The 16,409-nt window shown below is 71.6% G+C and carries 13 protein-coding genes; 1 reads left to right on the top strand and 12 read right to left on the bottom strand.

From position 1 onward, the window contains the following. Positions 1-189: 189 nt before the first annotated feature. The 12 genes from J7523_RS14265 to J7523_RS14210 form a co-directional block, all read right to left on the bottom strand. A complete protein-coding gene (locus J7523_RS14265) occupies positions 190-609 on the bottom strand; it encodes a prepilin-type N-terminal cleavage/methylation domain-containing protein (RefSeq protein ID WP_291887799.1) in 420 nt (139 codons plus the stop codon). Position 610: 1 nt separating this feature from the next. After that, positions 611-1,843 (bottom strand): type II secretion system F family protein, encoded by a 1,233-nt coding sequence (locus J7523_RS14260; RefSeq protein WP_291887797.1) that lies wholly within the window; start codon positions 1,841-1,843, stop codon positions 611-613. Continuing rightward, the gene (locus J7523_RS14255; RefSeq protein ID WP_291887795.1) at positions 1,843-3,420 is read right to left on the bottom strand and encodes a type IV pilus twitching motility protein PilT; all 1,578 of its coding nucleotides are present in this window, start codon (positions 3,418-3,420) and stop codon (positions 1,843-1,845) included. The genes J7523_RS14260 and J7523_RS14255 overlap by 1 nt, the downstream gene beginning before the upstream one ends. A gap of 170 nt (positions 3,421-3,590) precedes the next feature. Continuing rightward, positions 3,591-5,264: an ATPase, T2SS/T4P/T4SS family gene (locus J7523_RS14250; protein ID WP_291887793.1), complete on the bottom strand. Its 1,674-nt coding sequence runs from the start codon at positions 5,262-5,264 to the stop codon at positions 3,591-3,593. Between the two features lie 108 nt (positions 5,265-5,372). Continuing rightward, positions 5,373-6,266 (bottom strand): shikimate dehydrogenase, encoded by an 894-nt coding sequence (locus tag J7523_RS14245; protein WP_291887791.1) that lies wholly within the window; start codon positions 6,264-6,266, stop codon positions 5,373-5,375. 75 nt (positions 6,267-6,341) lie between these two features. Then, positions 6,342-7,490, bottom strand: a complete 1,149-nt coding sequence (gene mltG / locus J7523_RS14240; RefSeq protein ID WP_291887789.1) for an endolytic transglycosylase MltG — start codon at positions 7,488-7,490, stop codon at positions 6,342-6,344. 58 nt (positions 7,491-7,548) lie between these two features. After that, complete coding sequence (gene ruvX, locus J7523_RS14235) at positions 7,549-8,112, bottom strand: Holliday junction resolvase RuvX (RefSeq protein WP_291887787.1); 564 nt, start codon at positions 8,110-8,112, stop codon at positions 7,549-7,551. 1 nt (position 8,113) lies between these two features. Next, positions 8,114-10,792, bottom strand: coding sequence for an alanine--tRNA ligase (gene alaS / locus J7523_RS14230; protein WP_291887785.1), 2,679 nt, complete (start codon positions 10,790-10,792; stop codon positions 8,114-8,116). An 80-nt stretch (positions 10,793-10,872) separates the two neighbouring features. After that, positions 10,873-11,229: a hypothetical protein gene (locus J7523_RS14225; protein WP_291887783.1), complete on the bottom strand. Its 357-nt coding sequence runs from the start codon at positions 11,227-11,229 to the stop codon at positions 10,873-10,875. After that, entirely contained in the window at positions 11,229-11,594 is a 366-nt protein-coding gene (locus J7523_RS14220) for a DUF948 domain-containing protein (protein WP_291887781.1), read from the bottom strand. Before J7523_RS14220 ends, J7523_RS14225 begins: the two co-directional genes overlap by 1 nt. A 156-nt stretch (positions 11,595-11,750) precedes the next feature. Further along, positions 11,751-12,377: a 30S ribosomal protein S4 gene (gene rpsD, locus J7523_RS14215; protein ID WP_291887779.1), complete on the bottom strand. Its 627-nt coding sequence runs from the start codon at positions 12,375-12,377 to the stop codon at positions 11,751-11,753. A 214-nt stretch (positions 12,378-12,591) separates the two neighbouring features. Then, positions 12,592-13,965: a replication-associated recombination protein A gene (locus J7523_RS14210; protein ID WP_291887777.1), complete on the bottom strand. Its 1,374-nt coding sequence runs from the start codon at positions 13,963-13,965 to the stop codon at positions 12,592-12,594. 137 nt (positions 13,966-14,102) lie between these two features. Here J7523_RS14210 and J7523_RS14205 point away from each other — a divergent pair, with 137 nt between their 5' ends. Further along, positions 14,103-16,346, top strand: a complete 2,244-nt coding sequence (locus tag J7523_RS14205) for an MMPL family transporter (RefSeq protein WP_291887775.1) — start codon at positions 14,103-14,105, stop codon at positions 16,344-16,346. The last annotated feature ends 63 nt before the right edge of the window (positions 16,347-16,409 follow it).

Raw genomic sequence — 16,409 nt, 5'->3', positions numbered from 1 at the left:
GGTCCTTCTCGTCGATCGACTTACGAATGCGAGCGATCATGTGCTCGTCCCCATTTCATTCTCGATGTCCAGATGAAGCCGCAGCACCCTGCCGTGGCAACGTGCCCACCGCACCCTTCGGCGTCCGCGGGCACCCTCGTGAGGCGGCCGGAAGAATGTCCGAAGAGTTCACCCGGACGGCGGCGCCCGTCAGGGCAGCGCGAACGTGACCGCCCCCGCGCAGCTCACGACCGAGGCGTCGGCGAACCCACCCGCGCTCGTGTCGTAGACCCACGCGTGCGAGGCTCCGATCCCCCCGGGGTGGTCCCCGACGAGGCAGAAGTCCTCTCCCGTCACCGAGACGGCGACGGTGTTGCCGGGGCTCATCCGCAGGTCGTCGACCGCGCTCGCCACGGTCGGCAGCGCCCCCTCCTGCGTCCGCGACGCCTCGAGCGCGGTGGCGACGGTCCGCAGGTCCGACTTCAGGCTCGCGTCCGCGGCCTTCTTCCGCTGCCCCACGAGGGCCGGGATCGCGATGGCCGCCAGGATCCCGATGATGATGATGACGACGAGCAGCTCGACGAGCGTGAAGCCCTCGTCCCCCGGGGCGCGGCGCTGTGACGGTCCCATGTCAGTTGATGAGGTTGAAGACGGAGAAGATCGGCATGTAGAGCGCGATGATCATGCCGCCGATGAGCGAGCCGAGGACGACGATCATGATCGGCTCGATGAGCGACGTCAGCTGCTCGGTCGTCGCCTCGACCTCCTGGTCGTAGAACTGGGCGATCTTCTCGAGCATCGTGTCCAGCGCGCCGGTGTCCTCACCGACCGCCATCATCTGCACGACCATGGGCGGGAAGACCGGGTGGGCGGACAGCGGACCGCTGAGCGAATGGCCGGCGCGGACGGACTCCTGGACCGACTTCGCGGCACGCTCGATCACGAGGCTCCCGCTCGTCTCGCCGACGATGTCGAGGGCCTGCAGGAGCGGCACACCGGCGTGGATCATCGTGCCGAAGTTCCGGGTGAACCGGCTCACGGCGATCTTCTTGAACAGGTTGCCGAACACCGGCACCTTGAGCTTCAAAGGGTCGAGCCTCTCGCGCACCGCGCGGTCGTTCTTGTGACGGCCCCACCAGATCGAGAAGGCGACGACGGCCGCCAGGAGCGGCAGCGCCGCGATCTTGAGGAACTGCGACAGCGCCACGAGGACCTTCGTCGGCGTGGGCAGCTCACCGCCCAGGCTCGCGAACATGCCCGCGAACACGGGGACGATGAACAGCAGCATGCCGACGACGGCGAGGATCGCGATGACGAAGACGACCACCGGGTAGGTCATCGCCGACTTCACCTTGCCGCGGAGCTTGACCTCCGCCTCGAAGTTCTCGGCGACGGACACCAGGACCTGGTCGAGAAAACCGCCGACCTCGCCGGCCTTCACCAGGTTGATCATGAGCGGGGGGAACACGTCCGCGTGCTTGCTCAGCGCCACGGAGAACCCGACACCCACCTCGACGTCGCCACGGACCTGGGCGAGCCTCTTGGCGAGCGGCTTGCTCTCCGTCTGCTCGGCCAGGATGGTCAGGGCACGCAGCAGGGAGAGCCCGGCGTTGATCATCGTCGCGAGCTGCCGGGCCATGATCGCCAGGTCCTTCAGCGAGATCTTGTCGCTGAACCCCGGGATCGAGATCTCCTTCTGCAGCCCGGAGTTCCCGACCTCGCTGATCGACATCGGCGCCAGACCCATGGTCTTGAGCCGGTTCGCCACCGCCGCCTGGTTGGGCGCGTCGATCCGGCCCTTGACGATCTTGCCGCCGCGGTCCCGGACCGCGTACTCGAACGTCTTCGTGGTGCCCGCGGCCATCAGCGCGCTCCGTCCGCGTAGAAGTTGCCGCCCATGCCGGCCTTCGCGAGGCCGGCACCTGCGGTGCCACCCGACGCTCGGCCGGTCAGCCGGTTGAAGTCCTCGATGTGGTGGCACTTGTCGAGGCCGGTCTCGTACGAGATCTTCCCGGTCTTGACGAGGTCGGCGAGGTGCTGGTCGAGCGTGTGCATGCCCTGCGCGGCACCGGCCTGCATGGCCGAGTAGATCTGGTGCGTCTTGCCCTCGCGGATCAGGTTCCGGATCGCGGGCGTGGCGACGAGTACCTCGGTCGCGACCGCACGGCCAGGGCCGTCGTCGCGCTTGCACAGCGTCTGGCAGACGACGCCCTGGATCGCGCCCGCGAGCTGCGTGCGCACCTGCGCCTGCTGGTGCGCGGGGAACACGTCGATGACACGGTCGATCGTCTGCGCCGCGTCCTGCGTGTGGAGGGTCGCGAACACAAGGTGACCCGTCTCGGCCGCGGTCAGCGCGACCGAGATCGTCTCGAGGTCACGCATCTCGCCGACCAGGATGATGTCGGGGTCCTGGCGGAGCACGTGCTTGAGGGCGTTCGCGAACGAGTGCGTGTCCGCACCGACCTCGCGCTGGTTGATCAGCGACTTCTTGTGCCGGTGAAGGAACTCGATCGGGTCCTCGACCGTCATGATGTGGTCCTCACGCGTGCGGTTCGCGAGGTCGACGATCGCCGCGAGCGTCGTGGACTTGCCCGAGCCGGTCGGGCCCGTGACCAGCACGAGCCCGCGAGGCAGGCCGGCGAACGTGCCGACGACTGCGGGGATGCCGAGCTGCTCGAGCGGCTTGATCTCGTACGGGATCACACGGAACGCCGCGCCGATGGACTCGCGCTGCTGGTAGATGTTCACCCGGAACCGCGCCAGGCCGCGGACGGCGTACGACAGGTCGAGCTCGAGGTTGGCCTCGTACTTCTCGCGCTGCTTCTGCGTGAGGATCGCGTACAGCGCTCGGCGCAGCGGTTCGGGCGACATCGTCCCGTACTGCTCGAGCGGCCGCAGCGAGCCCGAGACGCGGATCATCGGTGCGGACCCGGTGGTCAGGTGGACGTCCGACGCGCCGAGCCGGACCATCTCGGCGAGCACGGCGTCGATCGGCAGGTCGTCCTCGTGCTGGGTCGCTCGCGAGCGGTCGCGCCCCGCCGGCTTCGCGGGCGTGGCGGGGGGCGCGGGGGCGTGCGGCGCGGGCACGTGGCCGGGAGCTCCCGGGGCGGGCGCGGCGGCGCCCTGGGCGGGAACCTGGTGGCCCGGGGCAGCCGCGGCGGCGCTGTGCGAGGGCGGCGGAGCCTGTGGCGGGACCGGCGCCGGCAGGAACGTCGGACGCGACCCCGCGAGCGCGCTCAGCTCCGAGATCCCGGGCGTCGGGTTCGCCTGGTAGGCGGCGCCAGGCGCGGGCGGCACGGGCGCCGCGTAGTGCTGTGGGGCGCCGGGGGTGAGCTGAGCGCTCTGCGAGGGGATGGGCGAGTACGTCGGCGGAGAGGCGACGGTGCCGGCCTGCGGCCCGACCGGCCGGTACGGCGGCAGCGGCCGCGAAGGCTCCCCCACGTCTCTCTGGTAGTGCTCGCTCACGTCGTTTCCTCCACCTGTCGGCTACGAGCTCGTGCGGCCGTTCGACGTCGCACCGGGCGCTCGCCCTGCTGTTCGGATCATCGGCGGCCACCGTGCCGGACTTGAGGCATCCGCGAGGCTCACCCGGTCGGCGCAACGCTCTGTGGTCACGCGACGACGCGCAGGATCTCCTCGATCGACGTGTGACCGAGCGCCACCTTGTGCCAGCCGTCGTCGCGGAGCGTGATCATGCCATTGGCGACTGCCGTGGCGCCGATGTCGGCGCTCGACGCGTGCGCCACAGCAAGCCGCTCGATCTCCTCCGTGACCGGCATGACCTCGTGCAGGGCGAGCCGGCCGCGGTACCCCGTCTTCGAGCACGCCACACAGCCCACCGGACGCATGAGCTCCGGAAGCGGCTCACCGGGCATCCAGGGGAACCGGGCAGCCTCCATCTCTTCCGCGGTCGGCCGGTACGGCTCCTTGCACTTGCCGCACAGCCGGCGGGCGAGGCGCTGGGCGACGACCGCGTCGAGAGCCGACCCCACGAGGAACGGTTCGATGCCCATCTCCGTCAGACGCGTGACAGCCGACGGCGCGTCGTTCGTGTGCAGCGTCGACAGCACGAGGTGCCCGGTGAGGGCCGCCTCGATGGCGATCTGCGCGGTCTCGTGGTCACGGATCTCACCGAGCAGCACCACGTCGGGGTCGGAGCGCAGGATCGAGCGCAGGGCGGACGCGAAGGTCAGGCCAGCCTTCGGGTTGACCTGCACCTGGTTGATGCCCGGCAGCCGGTACTCGACCGGGTCCTCGACGGTGATGACGTTGATCTCGGGCTTCGACACCGCGTTGAGCGTCGCGTACAGCGTGGTCGACTTGCCCGACCCGGTCGGACCGGTGACCAGGATCATCCCGTACGGCTTGGTGTACGAGTTCCGGTACGTCTCGTAGTTGTGGTCGAGGAACGACAGGTCGCGCAGGTCCAGGCTTGCGGTCGAGTTGTCGAGGATGCGCATGACGATCTTCTCGCCCCACACCGTCGGCAGCGTCGCCACGCGGAGGTCGATCTTGCGACCGTTGTGCACCACGGACATGCGGCCGTCCTGCGGCTTGCGCTTCTCGGCGATGTCGATGTCGCTCATGATCTTGACGCGGCTGATGACGCCGCCCTGGATCTGCTTGGGCGACCTCTGGGTCTCGTGGAGGACGCCGTCGATGCGGTACCGGACGCGCAGGTCATGCTCGGTCGGTTCGATGTGGATGTCCGAGGCGCGGTCCGTGATCGCCTGCGTCACGAGCAGGTTCACGTAGCGGACGATCGGGGCGTCGTCGTCGGCGACCTCGCCCATCTTCGACAGGTCGGCCTCAGGCTCGGCGTTCTCGTCCTCGAACGCCGACGAGAGGTCCTCCATCTCGTCGTCGGCCCGGCAGAACCTGTCGATGGCACGCAGCAGGTTGTCGTACGTCGCGACGACCGAGACGACGGGCATGCCCGAGACGGTGCGGACGTCGTCGACGGCCATGACGTTGCCGGGGTCGGCGGTCGCGAGCACGATCGACCCGTTGCTGAACCCGACGGGCAGCACGGTGTAGCGGCGGCACAGGGCGGCTGGAACGATCGAGACGGCCGACCGGTCCACCGCGAACTCGTCGAGGTCGACGAAGTCCATCCCGACCTGCGCGGCCAGCGCCTTGACGAGCTGGCCCTCGGACAGGATCCCGAGCTCGACGAGGGTGCGCCCCAGGGACAGGCCGCGGGTCATCTGCTCGTCCATCGCCGCGATGAGCTGCGTCTCCGAGACGAGGCCTTCGTCGAGCAGGATCTCCCCGAGCTGCTTCACGCGTGCTCCCTCCGGTCCAGTCCCGGCGTTGTGCCACACCGGTCCACTGCCCTCATCGGCAGCCGGACGGCTGACCCTGAGGGGTTCGGAGGGATACGTCCGTGAGAGCTAGGCCACCAGACGCGCCTCGAGCGCGGCGGCCATCGCGTCGACGGGGCCCGGTCGGCCCGTCATGAGCCTGACCTGCTCGACCGCCTGGTGCAGCAGCATGCGCTCTCCCCCGACGACGACGCCGTCACGGGCTGCCCACGCCGCGGACAGCGCGGTCGGCCGCGGGTCGTACGCGACGTCCAGCAGCACGCCGGCCGGACGGGCGGGGGGCAGCGCGGCGGCGAGGTCGTCGGCGGCGTGCGGCGGCAGCGTCGAGACGACGACGTCCGCTCGACCGACCTGACCGGCCGCGTCGTCGAGCGACCGGAGCACCGGCTGCACGCCCATGCGGTGCGCCGCTCGCAGGAGCCCGCCCGCGCGCTGCACGGAACGCACGTAGACGACCGGGGTCGCGCACCCGAGTTGGCCGAGGGCCGCGAGCGTCGACGCCGCGGTCGCGCCCGCCCCGAGCACCGCGGCCGTGCCGACCCGTGCCGAGGCGCCGCCGGGCAGCCCCTCGCCGAGCGCGGTCACGAGGCCGTACACGTCGGTGTTCGCGCCCACGAGCACGCGGCCTGCACCCGACCCCTGGAGCAGCACCGTGTTGACCGCCCCGACGACCTCCGCGAGCGGCTCCACGTGGTCGAGCAGGCCGAGCACGGTCTGCTTGAGCGGCATGGTGAGGCTCAGTCCCGCCCACGTCTCGTCCAGGGTCGTGACGAACGCCGCGAGCCCGTCCGAGGTGACGTCGACCGCGTCGTAGCGCCAGTCCGTCAACCCCAGAGCGGCATACGCCGCACGGTGCAGTGTGGGCGACAGCGAGTGCGAGATGGGGTGCCCCAGGACGGCCGCACGTGAGCGGGTCCGCATCCCTACCTGCTCGACCGGAGGCTGCGGTGCGTGACGATCCATGGCCCGGAGCATAGGTGTCCGATGGGCGACCACTCGTGCGTGGTCGCCCGTCGGATGGGTCAGCGCCGCCCGAGGTCAGTTGCCCTGCTGGGCCTGCCACTCGCGCAGCTTGTCGACGTTCGCGTTGTGGTCGTCGAGGTTGTTCGCGAAGAGCGTCTCGCCGGTGGTGAGGTTGACGGTCACCCAGAACAGCCAGTCACCGGGCGCCGGGTTCAGCACGGCGTCGATGGACGCCGCACCGGGGTTGGAGATCGGTCCCGGCGTGAGGCCGAGGTGCTTGTACGTGTTGTACGGGTTCGACGCGTCCTGCGTCATCGCGGTCGTGAGGTCCTTGCCCGAGATGCCGAGCCCGTACGCCACCGTCGCGTCGATCTGCAGCGGCATCTGCTTGTCGAGCCGGTTGTCGATCGCGCGCGCGACCTTCGGCCGGTCCTCGTCGAGCTTCGCCTCGCGCTCGACGATCGACGCCTTGGTCAGCACCGTCTCCCACTGGTCGTTCGGGACGGCCTTGGACGTCAGCACCTCGACCGTCTTGGCGGTCATCTGCTGCAGCACGCTCGCCGCGCTGGCACCGGGCTCGACGGGGTACGTCGCGGGGAACAGCCAGCCCTCGAGGTTGCCGCCGGCCTCCGCAGGCAGACCGATGGCCGCCGGGTCGGCAGCGGCCGCCTGGAGGTCCTCGAGCGGGATGAGCGTGACCTCGTTGATCTTCGAGAGGGTCTGCTGGACCGTCTGGCCCTCAGGGATCGTGACGCCCATGGTCGCGCGGCTCGAGGGGTTGAGGAGCGCGAGGACCGCGTCCGACGCCTTCATCTCGAGCAGCAGGTTGTACGTGCCGGGCTGGATCTTGATGGCGTCGGGGTTCGCGGCGTAGGCGCGGTTGAACGCCTTCTCGGTGGCGACCACGCCCGCGACCTGGAGCGTGTGCGCCATCTGGGCGCCCGTGTCGCCCTGGGCGACCACGACGCGCGCCGCCGGGTGGCCGGGGCCCGGGTAGTCCTCCACCCCGGCCTCGTTCGAGCTGCCGTGGAAGAAGCCGCCGACGAGCTCCGAGACCACGTATCCCGCACCCGCGACGAGCACGAGCGCGACGATCAGCACCCAGATCGAGCGACGACGCCGCTTCTGGCGCTCGCGCTGCGCACGCGCGCGACCCCGGGACCGGGAGCGGCGCGAGTCCGGCGACGACGATCTGGCGGCGGGGTCGCCGAAGAGATCTGTCACCTGGTCACTCCGCTCCACCGGTGCCCACCAGTCGGTCTGGCTGTTGCTCACGTGTGCGTCACTCCAGAGTCGTTCCTCCGTCACCTGCAGTCCCCCCGCGCGCCGCTGGGCCGTGCTGAGGTGGATCGGCGTCGACCCGTTCTCCGGGACGCCGCCCCGTCGCACGCTCCGCGTCCAGCGCGTACTGCAGAATCACCACCGCGGCCGCCTGGTCGACGACCTGCCGGTGGCTGCGTCCGGATCGGCCGGACGCATGCAGCGCCTGATGTGCGGACACCGTGCTCATCCGTTCATCGACCAACCGCACCCTCACGGGTGCGACGGCCTGCGCCAGTTGGACAGCGTACGCGCGCGCGGCACCGGATGCGGCACCTTCGGTACCGGACAAGTGCCGAGGAAGTCCGACGTACACAACTGCCGCACCACGTTCGCCCACCTCGTGCACGATCTGCGCGAGGTCCGCAGGCAGGCCTCGGCCGGGCTTTGCCTTGGCGCGCGCGAGCGTTGCGACGGGGGTCGCGACCAGGCCGTCCGGGTCGCTCGTCGCGAGCCCCACCCGGACGGACCCGACGTCGACCGCGAGCCGGACGCCGCGGACGACCTCCTCCTCGTCGCGTGGCACGTCAGTCGCTCAGCGCGCCGACGACCGCCGCGAGTGCGTCACCGAGCCTGGCCGCGTCCGTGCCGCCACCCTGCGCGAGGTCGTCCTTGCCGCCACCGCCGCCGCCGAGGATCCCGGAAGCGGTCTTGACGAGAGCGCCGGCCCGCACGCCTGCGGCGCGCGCCGCGGCGTTGGTCGCGACCACGACGACGGGCCGGTCGTTGCTCGTCCCGCCGACCGCCACGACCGCGGGCGCGGACTCGCCGAGCCGGTTGCGCAGGTCGAGCACGAGCGTGCGCACGTCGTCGGCCGAGACCTCGCCCGCGTCGTGCGTGACGACCCGGGTGCCGCCGACCGTCTGCGCACCGTCGACGAGCGAGCCCGCCGACGCCAGCAGCTGGCCCGCGCGCATCGTCGCGAGCTTCTTCTCGGAGTCCTTGACCCGCGCGAGCAGCGACGACACGCGGTCCGCGAGCTCGTCCGGCCGCGCGCCGAGCAGCCCCGAGAGCTGGCCGACGAGCGCCCGCTCCTTGGCCTGGTAGCCGTACGCACCGGCACCGACGAGCGCGTCGACGCGGCGCACGCCCGAGCCGATCGCCGACTCCGACAGCAGCGTGACGAGGCCGAGTTCGCCCGACCGCTTGACGTGCGTCCCCGCGCACAGCTCGAGCGACCAGCCGTCGCCGATGTCGACGACCCGGACCTCGTTGCCGTACTTCTCGCCGAACAGCGCCATCGCACCCTTGGCGCGCGCCTCGTCGATCGCCATCACCGAGTCGGTGACCTCGAGGTCGTCCTGGAGGCGCTGGTTGACGCGCTCCTCGATCTCGGCGACGACCTCGCTCGGCGTCGCGGACGGCGAGCGGAAGTCGAACCGCAGGCGGCTCGGCGCGTTGAGCGACCCGGCCTGCGTCGCGGACTCGCCGATCGACTCGTGCAGCGCCTTGTGCACCAGGTGCGTCGCCGTGTGGGCGCGCGCGATCGCGCGACGACGGCCGAGGTCGATCTTCGCCGTGCCACGCTCGCCGAACGTCACCGTCCCGTCGACCAGCCGGCCGTGGTGCACGGACAGGCCCTTCACGGGCGCCTGCACGTCGTCGACCTCGATGCGCGCACCGCCGTCGAGCACGATCACGCCGGTGTCGGCCTGCTGGCCGCCCGCCTCGGCGTAGAACGGCGTCACGTCGAGGACCACCTCGACGTCCGCCGGCGCGGTCGCCGCCGGGGCCGGCACGCCGTCGACCAGCAGTCCCACGACCTGCGACCGGGCCTCCGAGTCGGTGTACCCGATGAACTGGACCGGCTTCGCGGTCGCCTCGCTGAGCGTCGAGTGCAGCTCCTGGTAGGCCGCCGTGTCGGCGCGCCCCGCACGCTTCGCGAGCGCGTCGGCCCGCGCACGCTCGCGCTGGGCCTGCATGAGCGTCCGGAACGCCTGCTCGTCGACGGACACGCCCTGCTCGGCCGCCATCTCGAGCGTGAGGTCGATCGGGAAGCCGTACGTGTCGTGCAGCGCGAACGCCTGGTCGCCCGACAGCACCGGCGTCGGCGCACTCTTCGCCGCCTGCACGGCGGTGTCGAGGATGGTGGTGCCCGCCGCGAGCGTGCGCCGGAACGTCTCCTCCTCGGCGTACGCGACCTGGCTGATCCGGTCGAAGTTCTGCGCGAGCTCGGGGTACGACGCGCTCATCGCGTCGCGGCTCATCGGCAGCAGCACCGGCAGCGCGGGGTCGTCGACACCGAGCAGGCGCATCGCGCGGATCGAGCGGCGCAGCAGGCGGCGCAGCACGTAGCCGCGGCCCTCGTTCGACGGCGTGACGCCGTCGCCCATGAGCATGAGACCCGACCGGACGTGGTCCGCCACGACACGCATGCGCACGTCGTCGTCGTGGTTCGCGCCGTAGCGGCGGCCCGACATCTGCACCGCGCCGTCGATGACCGGGCGCACCTCGTCGATCTCGTACATGTTGTCGACGCCCTGCAGCAGGTACGCGACCCGCTCGAGGCCCATGCCGGTGTCGATGTTCTTCTGCTTGAGCTCTCCGAGGATCGGGAAGTCCTCCTTGCCCCCGCCGTCGCCGCGCTCGTACTGCATGAAGACGAGGTTCCAGATCTCGAGGTACCGGTCCTCGTCGACGACCGGGCCGCCCTCGGCCCCGAACTCGGGACCACGGTCGACGTAGATCTCCGAGCAGGGGCCCGCCGGGCCGCGCGCACCCGTGGACCAGAAGTTGTCCTTCATGCCGCGGCGCTGGATCCGCTCGTCGGGCAGGCCGGCGATGCGCTTCCAGAGCGCGACCGCCTCGTCGTCGTCGTGGTAGACGGTGACCCAGATCTTGTCGGGGTCGAACCCGTACCCGCCCTCGGCCTGCGACGACGTCACGAGGCGCCACGCGTGCGTGATCGCGCCTTCCTTGAAGTAGTCGCCGAACGAGAAGTTCCCGTTCATCTGGAAGAACGTGCCGTGGCGGGTGGTCTTGCCGACCTCCTCGATGTCGAGCGTGCGCACGCACTTCTGCACGCTCGTCGCGCGCGGCCACGGCGGCGTCTGCTCACCGAGCATGTAGGGGATGAACGGCACCATGCCCGCGATCACGAACAGCGTCGACGGGTCCGGCGAGATGAGGGGGGCCGACGGCACGACGGCGTGGCCCTGGCCCTCGAAGTAGTCGAGCCAACGCTGGCGGATCTCGGCGGTACGCATGGTGTCCTCGTGTGTCGTTCGGTCCTGTCCCGGTCGGGACATCGTGCTCGGTCGTGCGCCGCTCGGCGACGGCATTCGGGTCAGAAGAAGGCGTACCCGTCGTCGTCGTCCGGGTCCTCCGTGGGGCCCGTCCAGTCCTCGCGGGCACGGCGTGCGCCCCAGGTGCGGCGCAGGTCGGCGACCCGCTCCGGCCGCTGCGCGCGCAGCGCCTCGACGTCCACGTCGCCGACCAGGTCGTGCCGGAGCTGCTCCTCGCGCTCGGCCATCCCGGTGCGGAACTCGTGCTGCGCCGTGCGGACGGCCGTCATGAACCGGCCTACCCCCTGGACGGCGTCGGTGGTGCCTGCCGGGACGTACGCGTCGACGAGCTGGCGGCCCTTGCGGACCACGAGCACGGTCGCGACGACGCCGACCCCGACCCATACGAGCCTGCGCATCACTTGCCCCGACGGGGAGCCGTGAGCCCGGACAGCGCGCGCCGCACGCCGTACGAGAACGCCGCGACCTTGATCATCGGCGCACCGACGGTCGCGGCGAACAGCGACGTGAGCGCCGAGACGTTCTCCGACACCTGTGCGGCTGCCGTCGTCACGGTGTCGATGTTGCCGAGCTGCGTGTTCGACGACGCGACGAGCGTCGCCGTCTCGTCGAGCACGGGCACCGTGTGGTCCGTCAGCTCCTTGAGAGAGGCGGTGGCGCCGTCGAACGCCCGCCCCAGCTTGACGAGCGGCACGGCGAGGAACCCGACGAGCCCCACGAACGCGACCGCCGCGATGAGGCCTGCGACGTCACCGACCGACATGCCACCCCTCCAGTCCGGGGTCCCGACGACCCCGCCCGAAACCCTACCCACGAACCCGCCGCGCACGCGCACGACGCCACCGACCGCGCCGACCGTCCCCTGACGCACGAACGCCCCGCGTGCGACGTGCGCAGCGGGGCGTTCGTGGAGCCTGGGTCAGCGGGCGTAGTACTCGACGACCAGCTGGACCTCGCAGGTCACGGGGACCTCGGCGCGCTTGGGGGCGCGGACCAGGACGGCGCTCAGCTTCTCGAGCTGCACGTCGAGGTAGCCCGGGACGGCCGGCAGGACGTCGCGGTGCGCACCGGCGGCGGCGACCTGGAACGGCACGGTGGCCTGGCTCTTCGGCTTGATCTGCAGCGTCTGGCCGGGCTTCACGCGGAACGACGGGCGGTCCACGATCTTGCCGTCGACGAGCACGTGGCGGTGCACGACGACCTGGCGGGCCTGCAGGATGGTGCGGGCGAAGCCCGAGCGCAGGACGAGCGCGTCGAGACGCGTCTCGAGGTTCTCGACGAGCGCCTCACCGGTCAGGCCCGGCGCCTTGCGGGCGTCCTCGTACGCACGGGCGAGCTGCTTCTCGCGGAGCGCGTACTGCGCGCGCAGACGCTGCTTCTCGCGCAGACGGACGGCGTAGTCCGACTCGGTCCGGCGACGGGCACGGCCGTGCTCACCGGGCGGGTAGGGGCGCTTCTCGAAGTGCTTGACGGCCTTGGGCGTCAGGGCCAGGCCGAGCGCGCGGCTCAGGCGGACCTGGCGACGCGAGCGGGTCACACTGCTCACAGAGATACTTCCTGTCGTTGTTGACGTCACACCCGCGACGGAGACCCGGCGGGCGTGGGGCCGACCGTGGTGCGCGGCGGGTGCTGCGCGGCTAAGGCCCCAGGTGGTCGTCCTCCTGCTCTCGCTGACCGGTGCGCTGCATGCAGGCGCGCCCGTCCCGAGGACGACCTGGCTACCTTACCGTCTTGACGGCCCCGAGCCGAATCCGGGCCGTTCAGTCGCGGGACTCGAGGATCGAGCGCACCCGCTCCAGCCGTTCCGCGACCTGCCGCTCGTAGCCCCGGTCGCTCGGTTGGTAGTACCGCGTGCCGACCAGCTCGTCCGGCAGGTACTGCTGCGCGGCGACCGCGTGCGGCTCGTCGTGCGTGTACACGTAGCCCGTGCCGTGCCCGAGCTGGCGCGCGCCAGGGTAGTGCGCGTCGCGCAGGTGCGACGGCACCGAGCCGAGCCGGCCGGCCTGCACGTCCGCCAGCGCCTTGTTGATGCCGTTGTACGCCGCGTTCGACTTCGGCGCCGTCGCGAGGTGCACGACCGCCTCGGCGAGGATGATGCGCGCCTCGGGCATGCCGATCAGCGCGACCGCCTGGGCCGCCGCGACGGCCGTCTGCAGCGCGCTCGGGTCGGCCATCCCCACGTCCTCGGCGGCCGAGATCACGATCCGGCGGGCGATGAACCGGGGGTCCTCCCCCGCCGCGATCATGCGGGCGAGGTAGTGCAGCGACGCGTCGACGTCCGAGCCGCGCACCGACTTGATGAACGCACTGATCACGTCGTAGTGCTGGTCGCCGTCGCGGTCGTAGCGCACCGCCGCCACGTCGATCGCCCGCTCCACCGTCGCCAGGTCGACGAGCACCGGGTCCTCCCCCGCCTGCTCGTCCGACAGCGCCGCGCCGGCCGCCGCCTCGAGGATCGTCAGCGCCTTGCGCGCGTCGCCGCCTGCGAGCCGCAGCAGGTGCTCCTCGGCGTCCTCCGCGAGCGTGACGGCCCCGCCGAGCCCGCGCTCGTCGGCCACCGCCCGGCGCACCAGCGTGCGCACGTCGTCCGTGCCCAGCGGCTGCAGCGTGAGCAGCAGCGAGCGGGACAGGAGCGGGGAGTTGACCGAGAACGACGGGTTCTCGGTGGTCGCGGCGACGAGCGTGACCCAGCGGTTCTCCACGCTCGGCAGCAGCGCGTCCTGCTGGGCCTTGGTGAAGCGGTGCACCTCGTCGATGAACAGGACCGTCTCCGACCCGTCCGTCGCGAGGCGACGGCGGGCGTCCTCGATGACCGCGCGCACGTCCTTGACGCCCGCGGTGACCGCCGAGAGCTCGACGAAACGGCGGCCCGACGTCGCGGCGATCAGGTACGCGAGCGTCGTCTTCCCGGTGCCCGGCGGGCCCCACAGCACGACCGAGGTCGGCGCCGCGCGGCGAGCGGCGTCGTTCGCGGGCTCGACCAGCCGGCGCAGCGGCGACCCCGCGACGAGCAGGTGCGACTGGCCCGCGACCTCGTCGAGCGTGCGCGGCCGCATGCGCACGGCCAGCGGCGCGTTCGCCCCCACGGCCGGCACGCCGGTGGCGGTCGACGTGACGGAGTCGAACAAGTCCATGCGGGCAGGGTACGCACGCCCACCGACGGTGTCGGACCGCGCCTCGGCACGTCCCCGCCGCGCGGGCGGGCGGCGCGGGTGACCCATCCGCCCCGCGGCGGCCGAGGGCGTGCGCCGCCGGGCGTCGACCTGCGACGATGACCGGCGTGTTCGCGCGACTCGGCCGCACCGTGGCCCACCACCCCCGTCTCACCGTGCTCGTCTGGGTGGTGGTCGCCGTGGCGGGCTACGCCCTCGCGGTGTTCGGCGTGCACGGCGAGAGCCTGTTCGACCGGCTGACGTCGGGCGCCCCCGGGGTCCCCGGGTCGCAGAGCGAGCAGGCGCAGGCCATCCTCGAGGCCAGCGGCGCACGCGGGTCGTCGCTCACGCTCGTGCTGCAGGGCGTCGACCCGGCCGACCCCGAGGTCGCGACCGCGTTCGCGCCCGCACGCGAGGACCTCGCGGCGATCGACGGCGTCACCGCCGTCATCGACCCGCTCGCGCTGCCCGGCGGAGTGACGAACCAGGCGGCGGCACCGCTCGTCGCGAAGGACGGCGACGGCTTCCTCGTGGTCGTCGAGCTCTCCCCCGACCTCGGCGAGGACGCGCGCAAGACGGCCCTCGACGACGTCGAGCAACGCCTCGAGCAGGTGCCCGACGACCTGCGCGACGTCGCCCCGGACGTCACCGGGATCGTCGGCGGGACCACCCTGATCGTCGGCGCGATCAACACGCAGGTCGAGACCGACCTGCGCACGGGCGAGACCATCGCGCTGCCGATCGCGCTGCTCATCATGGTGCTGGTGTTCGGCGGGTTCCTCGCCGCCGCGATGCCGATGGCCGGTGCGCTCGCCTCCATCGCCGGCGGCCTCGCCGTGCTGCTCGGCTTCTCGTACGTGCTCGACCTCGACGCGTCCGTCGTCAACGTCGTCACGCTGCTCGGCCTCGGCCTGTCGATCGACTACGGGCTGCTCATCGTGTCCCGGTTCCGCGAGGAGCTGCACCGTCTCGTCGACGAGGACGGCGGCGAGGGCAGCCGTCGACGGCGTGGCGACGGCGCCGTGATCCAGGCGCTCGAACGGACCATGGCGACCGCCGGGCGGACCGTGACGTTCTCCGCGGTCATCGTCGCGATCTCGATCGCGGGGCTGCTCGTGTTCCGGCCGCAGATCCTGCGCGCGGTCGGTGCCGCCGGCGTCGCCGTGATCGTCGTCGCCGTCGCGACCGCCGTGACGCTCGTGCCCGCGCTGGTGGTGCTCGCGGGCCGGCGGCTGATCCGGCCGAGCATCCTCGCGCGGATCCCCGGGCTGCGCTCGATCCTCGCCCGGACGTCGGACGTGCAGTCCGAGGAGGGCGCGTTCTCGCGGAGCACGGAGCGCGTGCAGCGCCACCCGTGGTGGGTGCTGCTCGGGTGCCTCGCGCTGCTCGGGCTGCTCGCGCTCCCCCTGCGGCACATCGAGCTGCGCAACTCCACGACGGAGCTGCTGCCCGCCGGCAGCACGCAACGGGAGTTCGTCGACCTGCTCGCCGACCAGTACCCCGCGTCGACCACGCCCGCCGTCACGGTCGTCGCGGAGGCCACGCTCGACGAGGCGACCGCATGGGCCGCGACGCTCGAGGACCTCGACGGCGTCGCGTCGGTCGACCCGCCGTCCGTGATCGGCTCGCACGTCGTGATCGGCGTGCGGCCCGACACCGACGACCCAGGCGGTCCGGTCGCGCGGGAGGTCGTGCAGGAGGTCAGGGCCCTTGACGCACCGTTCCCGACCTGGACAACGGGTCAGGCCGCGACGCAGATCGACTTCACCGACGCCCTGAAGGACCGGGCGCGCCTGGCGATCGGCATCGTCGCGCTGGCGACCCTCGTGCTGCTCTTCCTCATGACGGGGTCGGTGGTGATCCCCGTCAAGGCGCTGCTGACCAATGCGGTCTCGCTCGCCGCGTCGCTCGGGGTCCTCGTGTGGGTCTTCCAGGACGGGCACCTGTCCGGCCTGCTCGGCTTCACGTCCACGGGCGGCATCGAGACGTACGTGGTCGCGATGGTCATCGCGTTCGCGTTCGGGCTCGCGATGGACTACGAGGTGTTCCTGCTGTCCCGGATCAAGGAGCTGTACGACGCCGGTCGGCCCAACGACGTCGCGGTGCGCCTCGGCCTGCAACGGTCCGGGCGGATCATCACGTCGGCCGCGGCGATCGTCATCGTCGTGTTCGCCGGCTTCGTCGCCGGGCGGATGCTCGTGATCAAGGAGGTCGGCTTCTCGCTGGCCGTCGCGGTGCTCGTCGACGCGACCCTCGTCCGGCTCCTGCTCGTGCCCGCGACCATGACGATCCTCGGCCGGGCCAACTGGTGGGCGCCGCGGTTCCTGCGCCGGCTGCACGCCCGGTTCTCGATCACGCACTGAGAGAGGCACCGTGCCGGTTCTGCCCGTCGACGAGGACACCGCGTCGGGATCCCACGACAGGCC

The sequence above is a fragment of the Cellulomonas sp. genome (assembly GCF_017744555.1).
Classification (GTDB): domain Bacteria; phylum Actinomycetota; class Actinomycetes; order Actinomycetales; family Cellulomonadaceae; genus Cellulomonas.
The sequence above is the reverse complement of the archived record's forward strand: the minus strand, read 5'-3'. Positions and strand labels throughout refer to the sequence as shown.

Excerpts from the sequence above, each read along its gene's own strand:
- J7523_RS14265 (WP_291887799.1), bottom strand. The coding sequence starts at position 609 with ATGGGACCGTCACAGCGCCGCGCCCCGGGGGACGAGGGCTTCACGCTC.
- J7523_RS14260 (WP_291887797.1), bottom strand. The coding sequence starts at position 1,843 with ATGGCCGCGGGCACCACGAAGACGTTCGAGTACGCGGTCCGGGACCGC.
- J7523_RS14245 (WP_291887791.1), bottom strand. The coding sequence starts at position 6,266 with ATGGATCGTCACGCACCGCAGCCTCCGGTCGAGCAGGTAGGGATGCGG.
- alaS (WP_291887785.1), bottom strand. The coding sequence starts at position 10,792 with ATGCGTACCGCCGAGATCCGCCAGCGTTGGCTCGACTACTTCGAGGGC.
- J7523_RS14225 (WP_291887783.1), bottom strand. The coding sequence starts at position 11,229 with ATGCGCAGGCTCGTATGGGTCGGGGTCGGCGTCGTCGCGACCGTGCTC.
- J7523_RS14220 (WP_291887781.1), bottom strand. The coding sequence starts at position 11,594 with ATGTCGGTCGGTGACGTCGCAGGCCTCATCGCGGCGGTCGCGTTCGTG.
- J7523_RS14210 (WP_291887777.1), bottom strand. The coding sequence starts at position 13,965 with ATGGACTTGTTCGACTCCGTCACGTCGACCGCCACCGGCGTGCCGGCC.
- J7523_RS14205 (WP_291887775.1), top strand. The coding sequence starts at position 14,103 with ATGACCGGCGTGTTCGCGCGACTCGGCCGCACCGTGGCCCACCACCCC.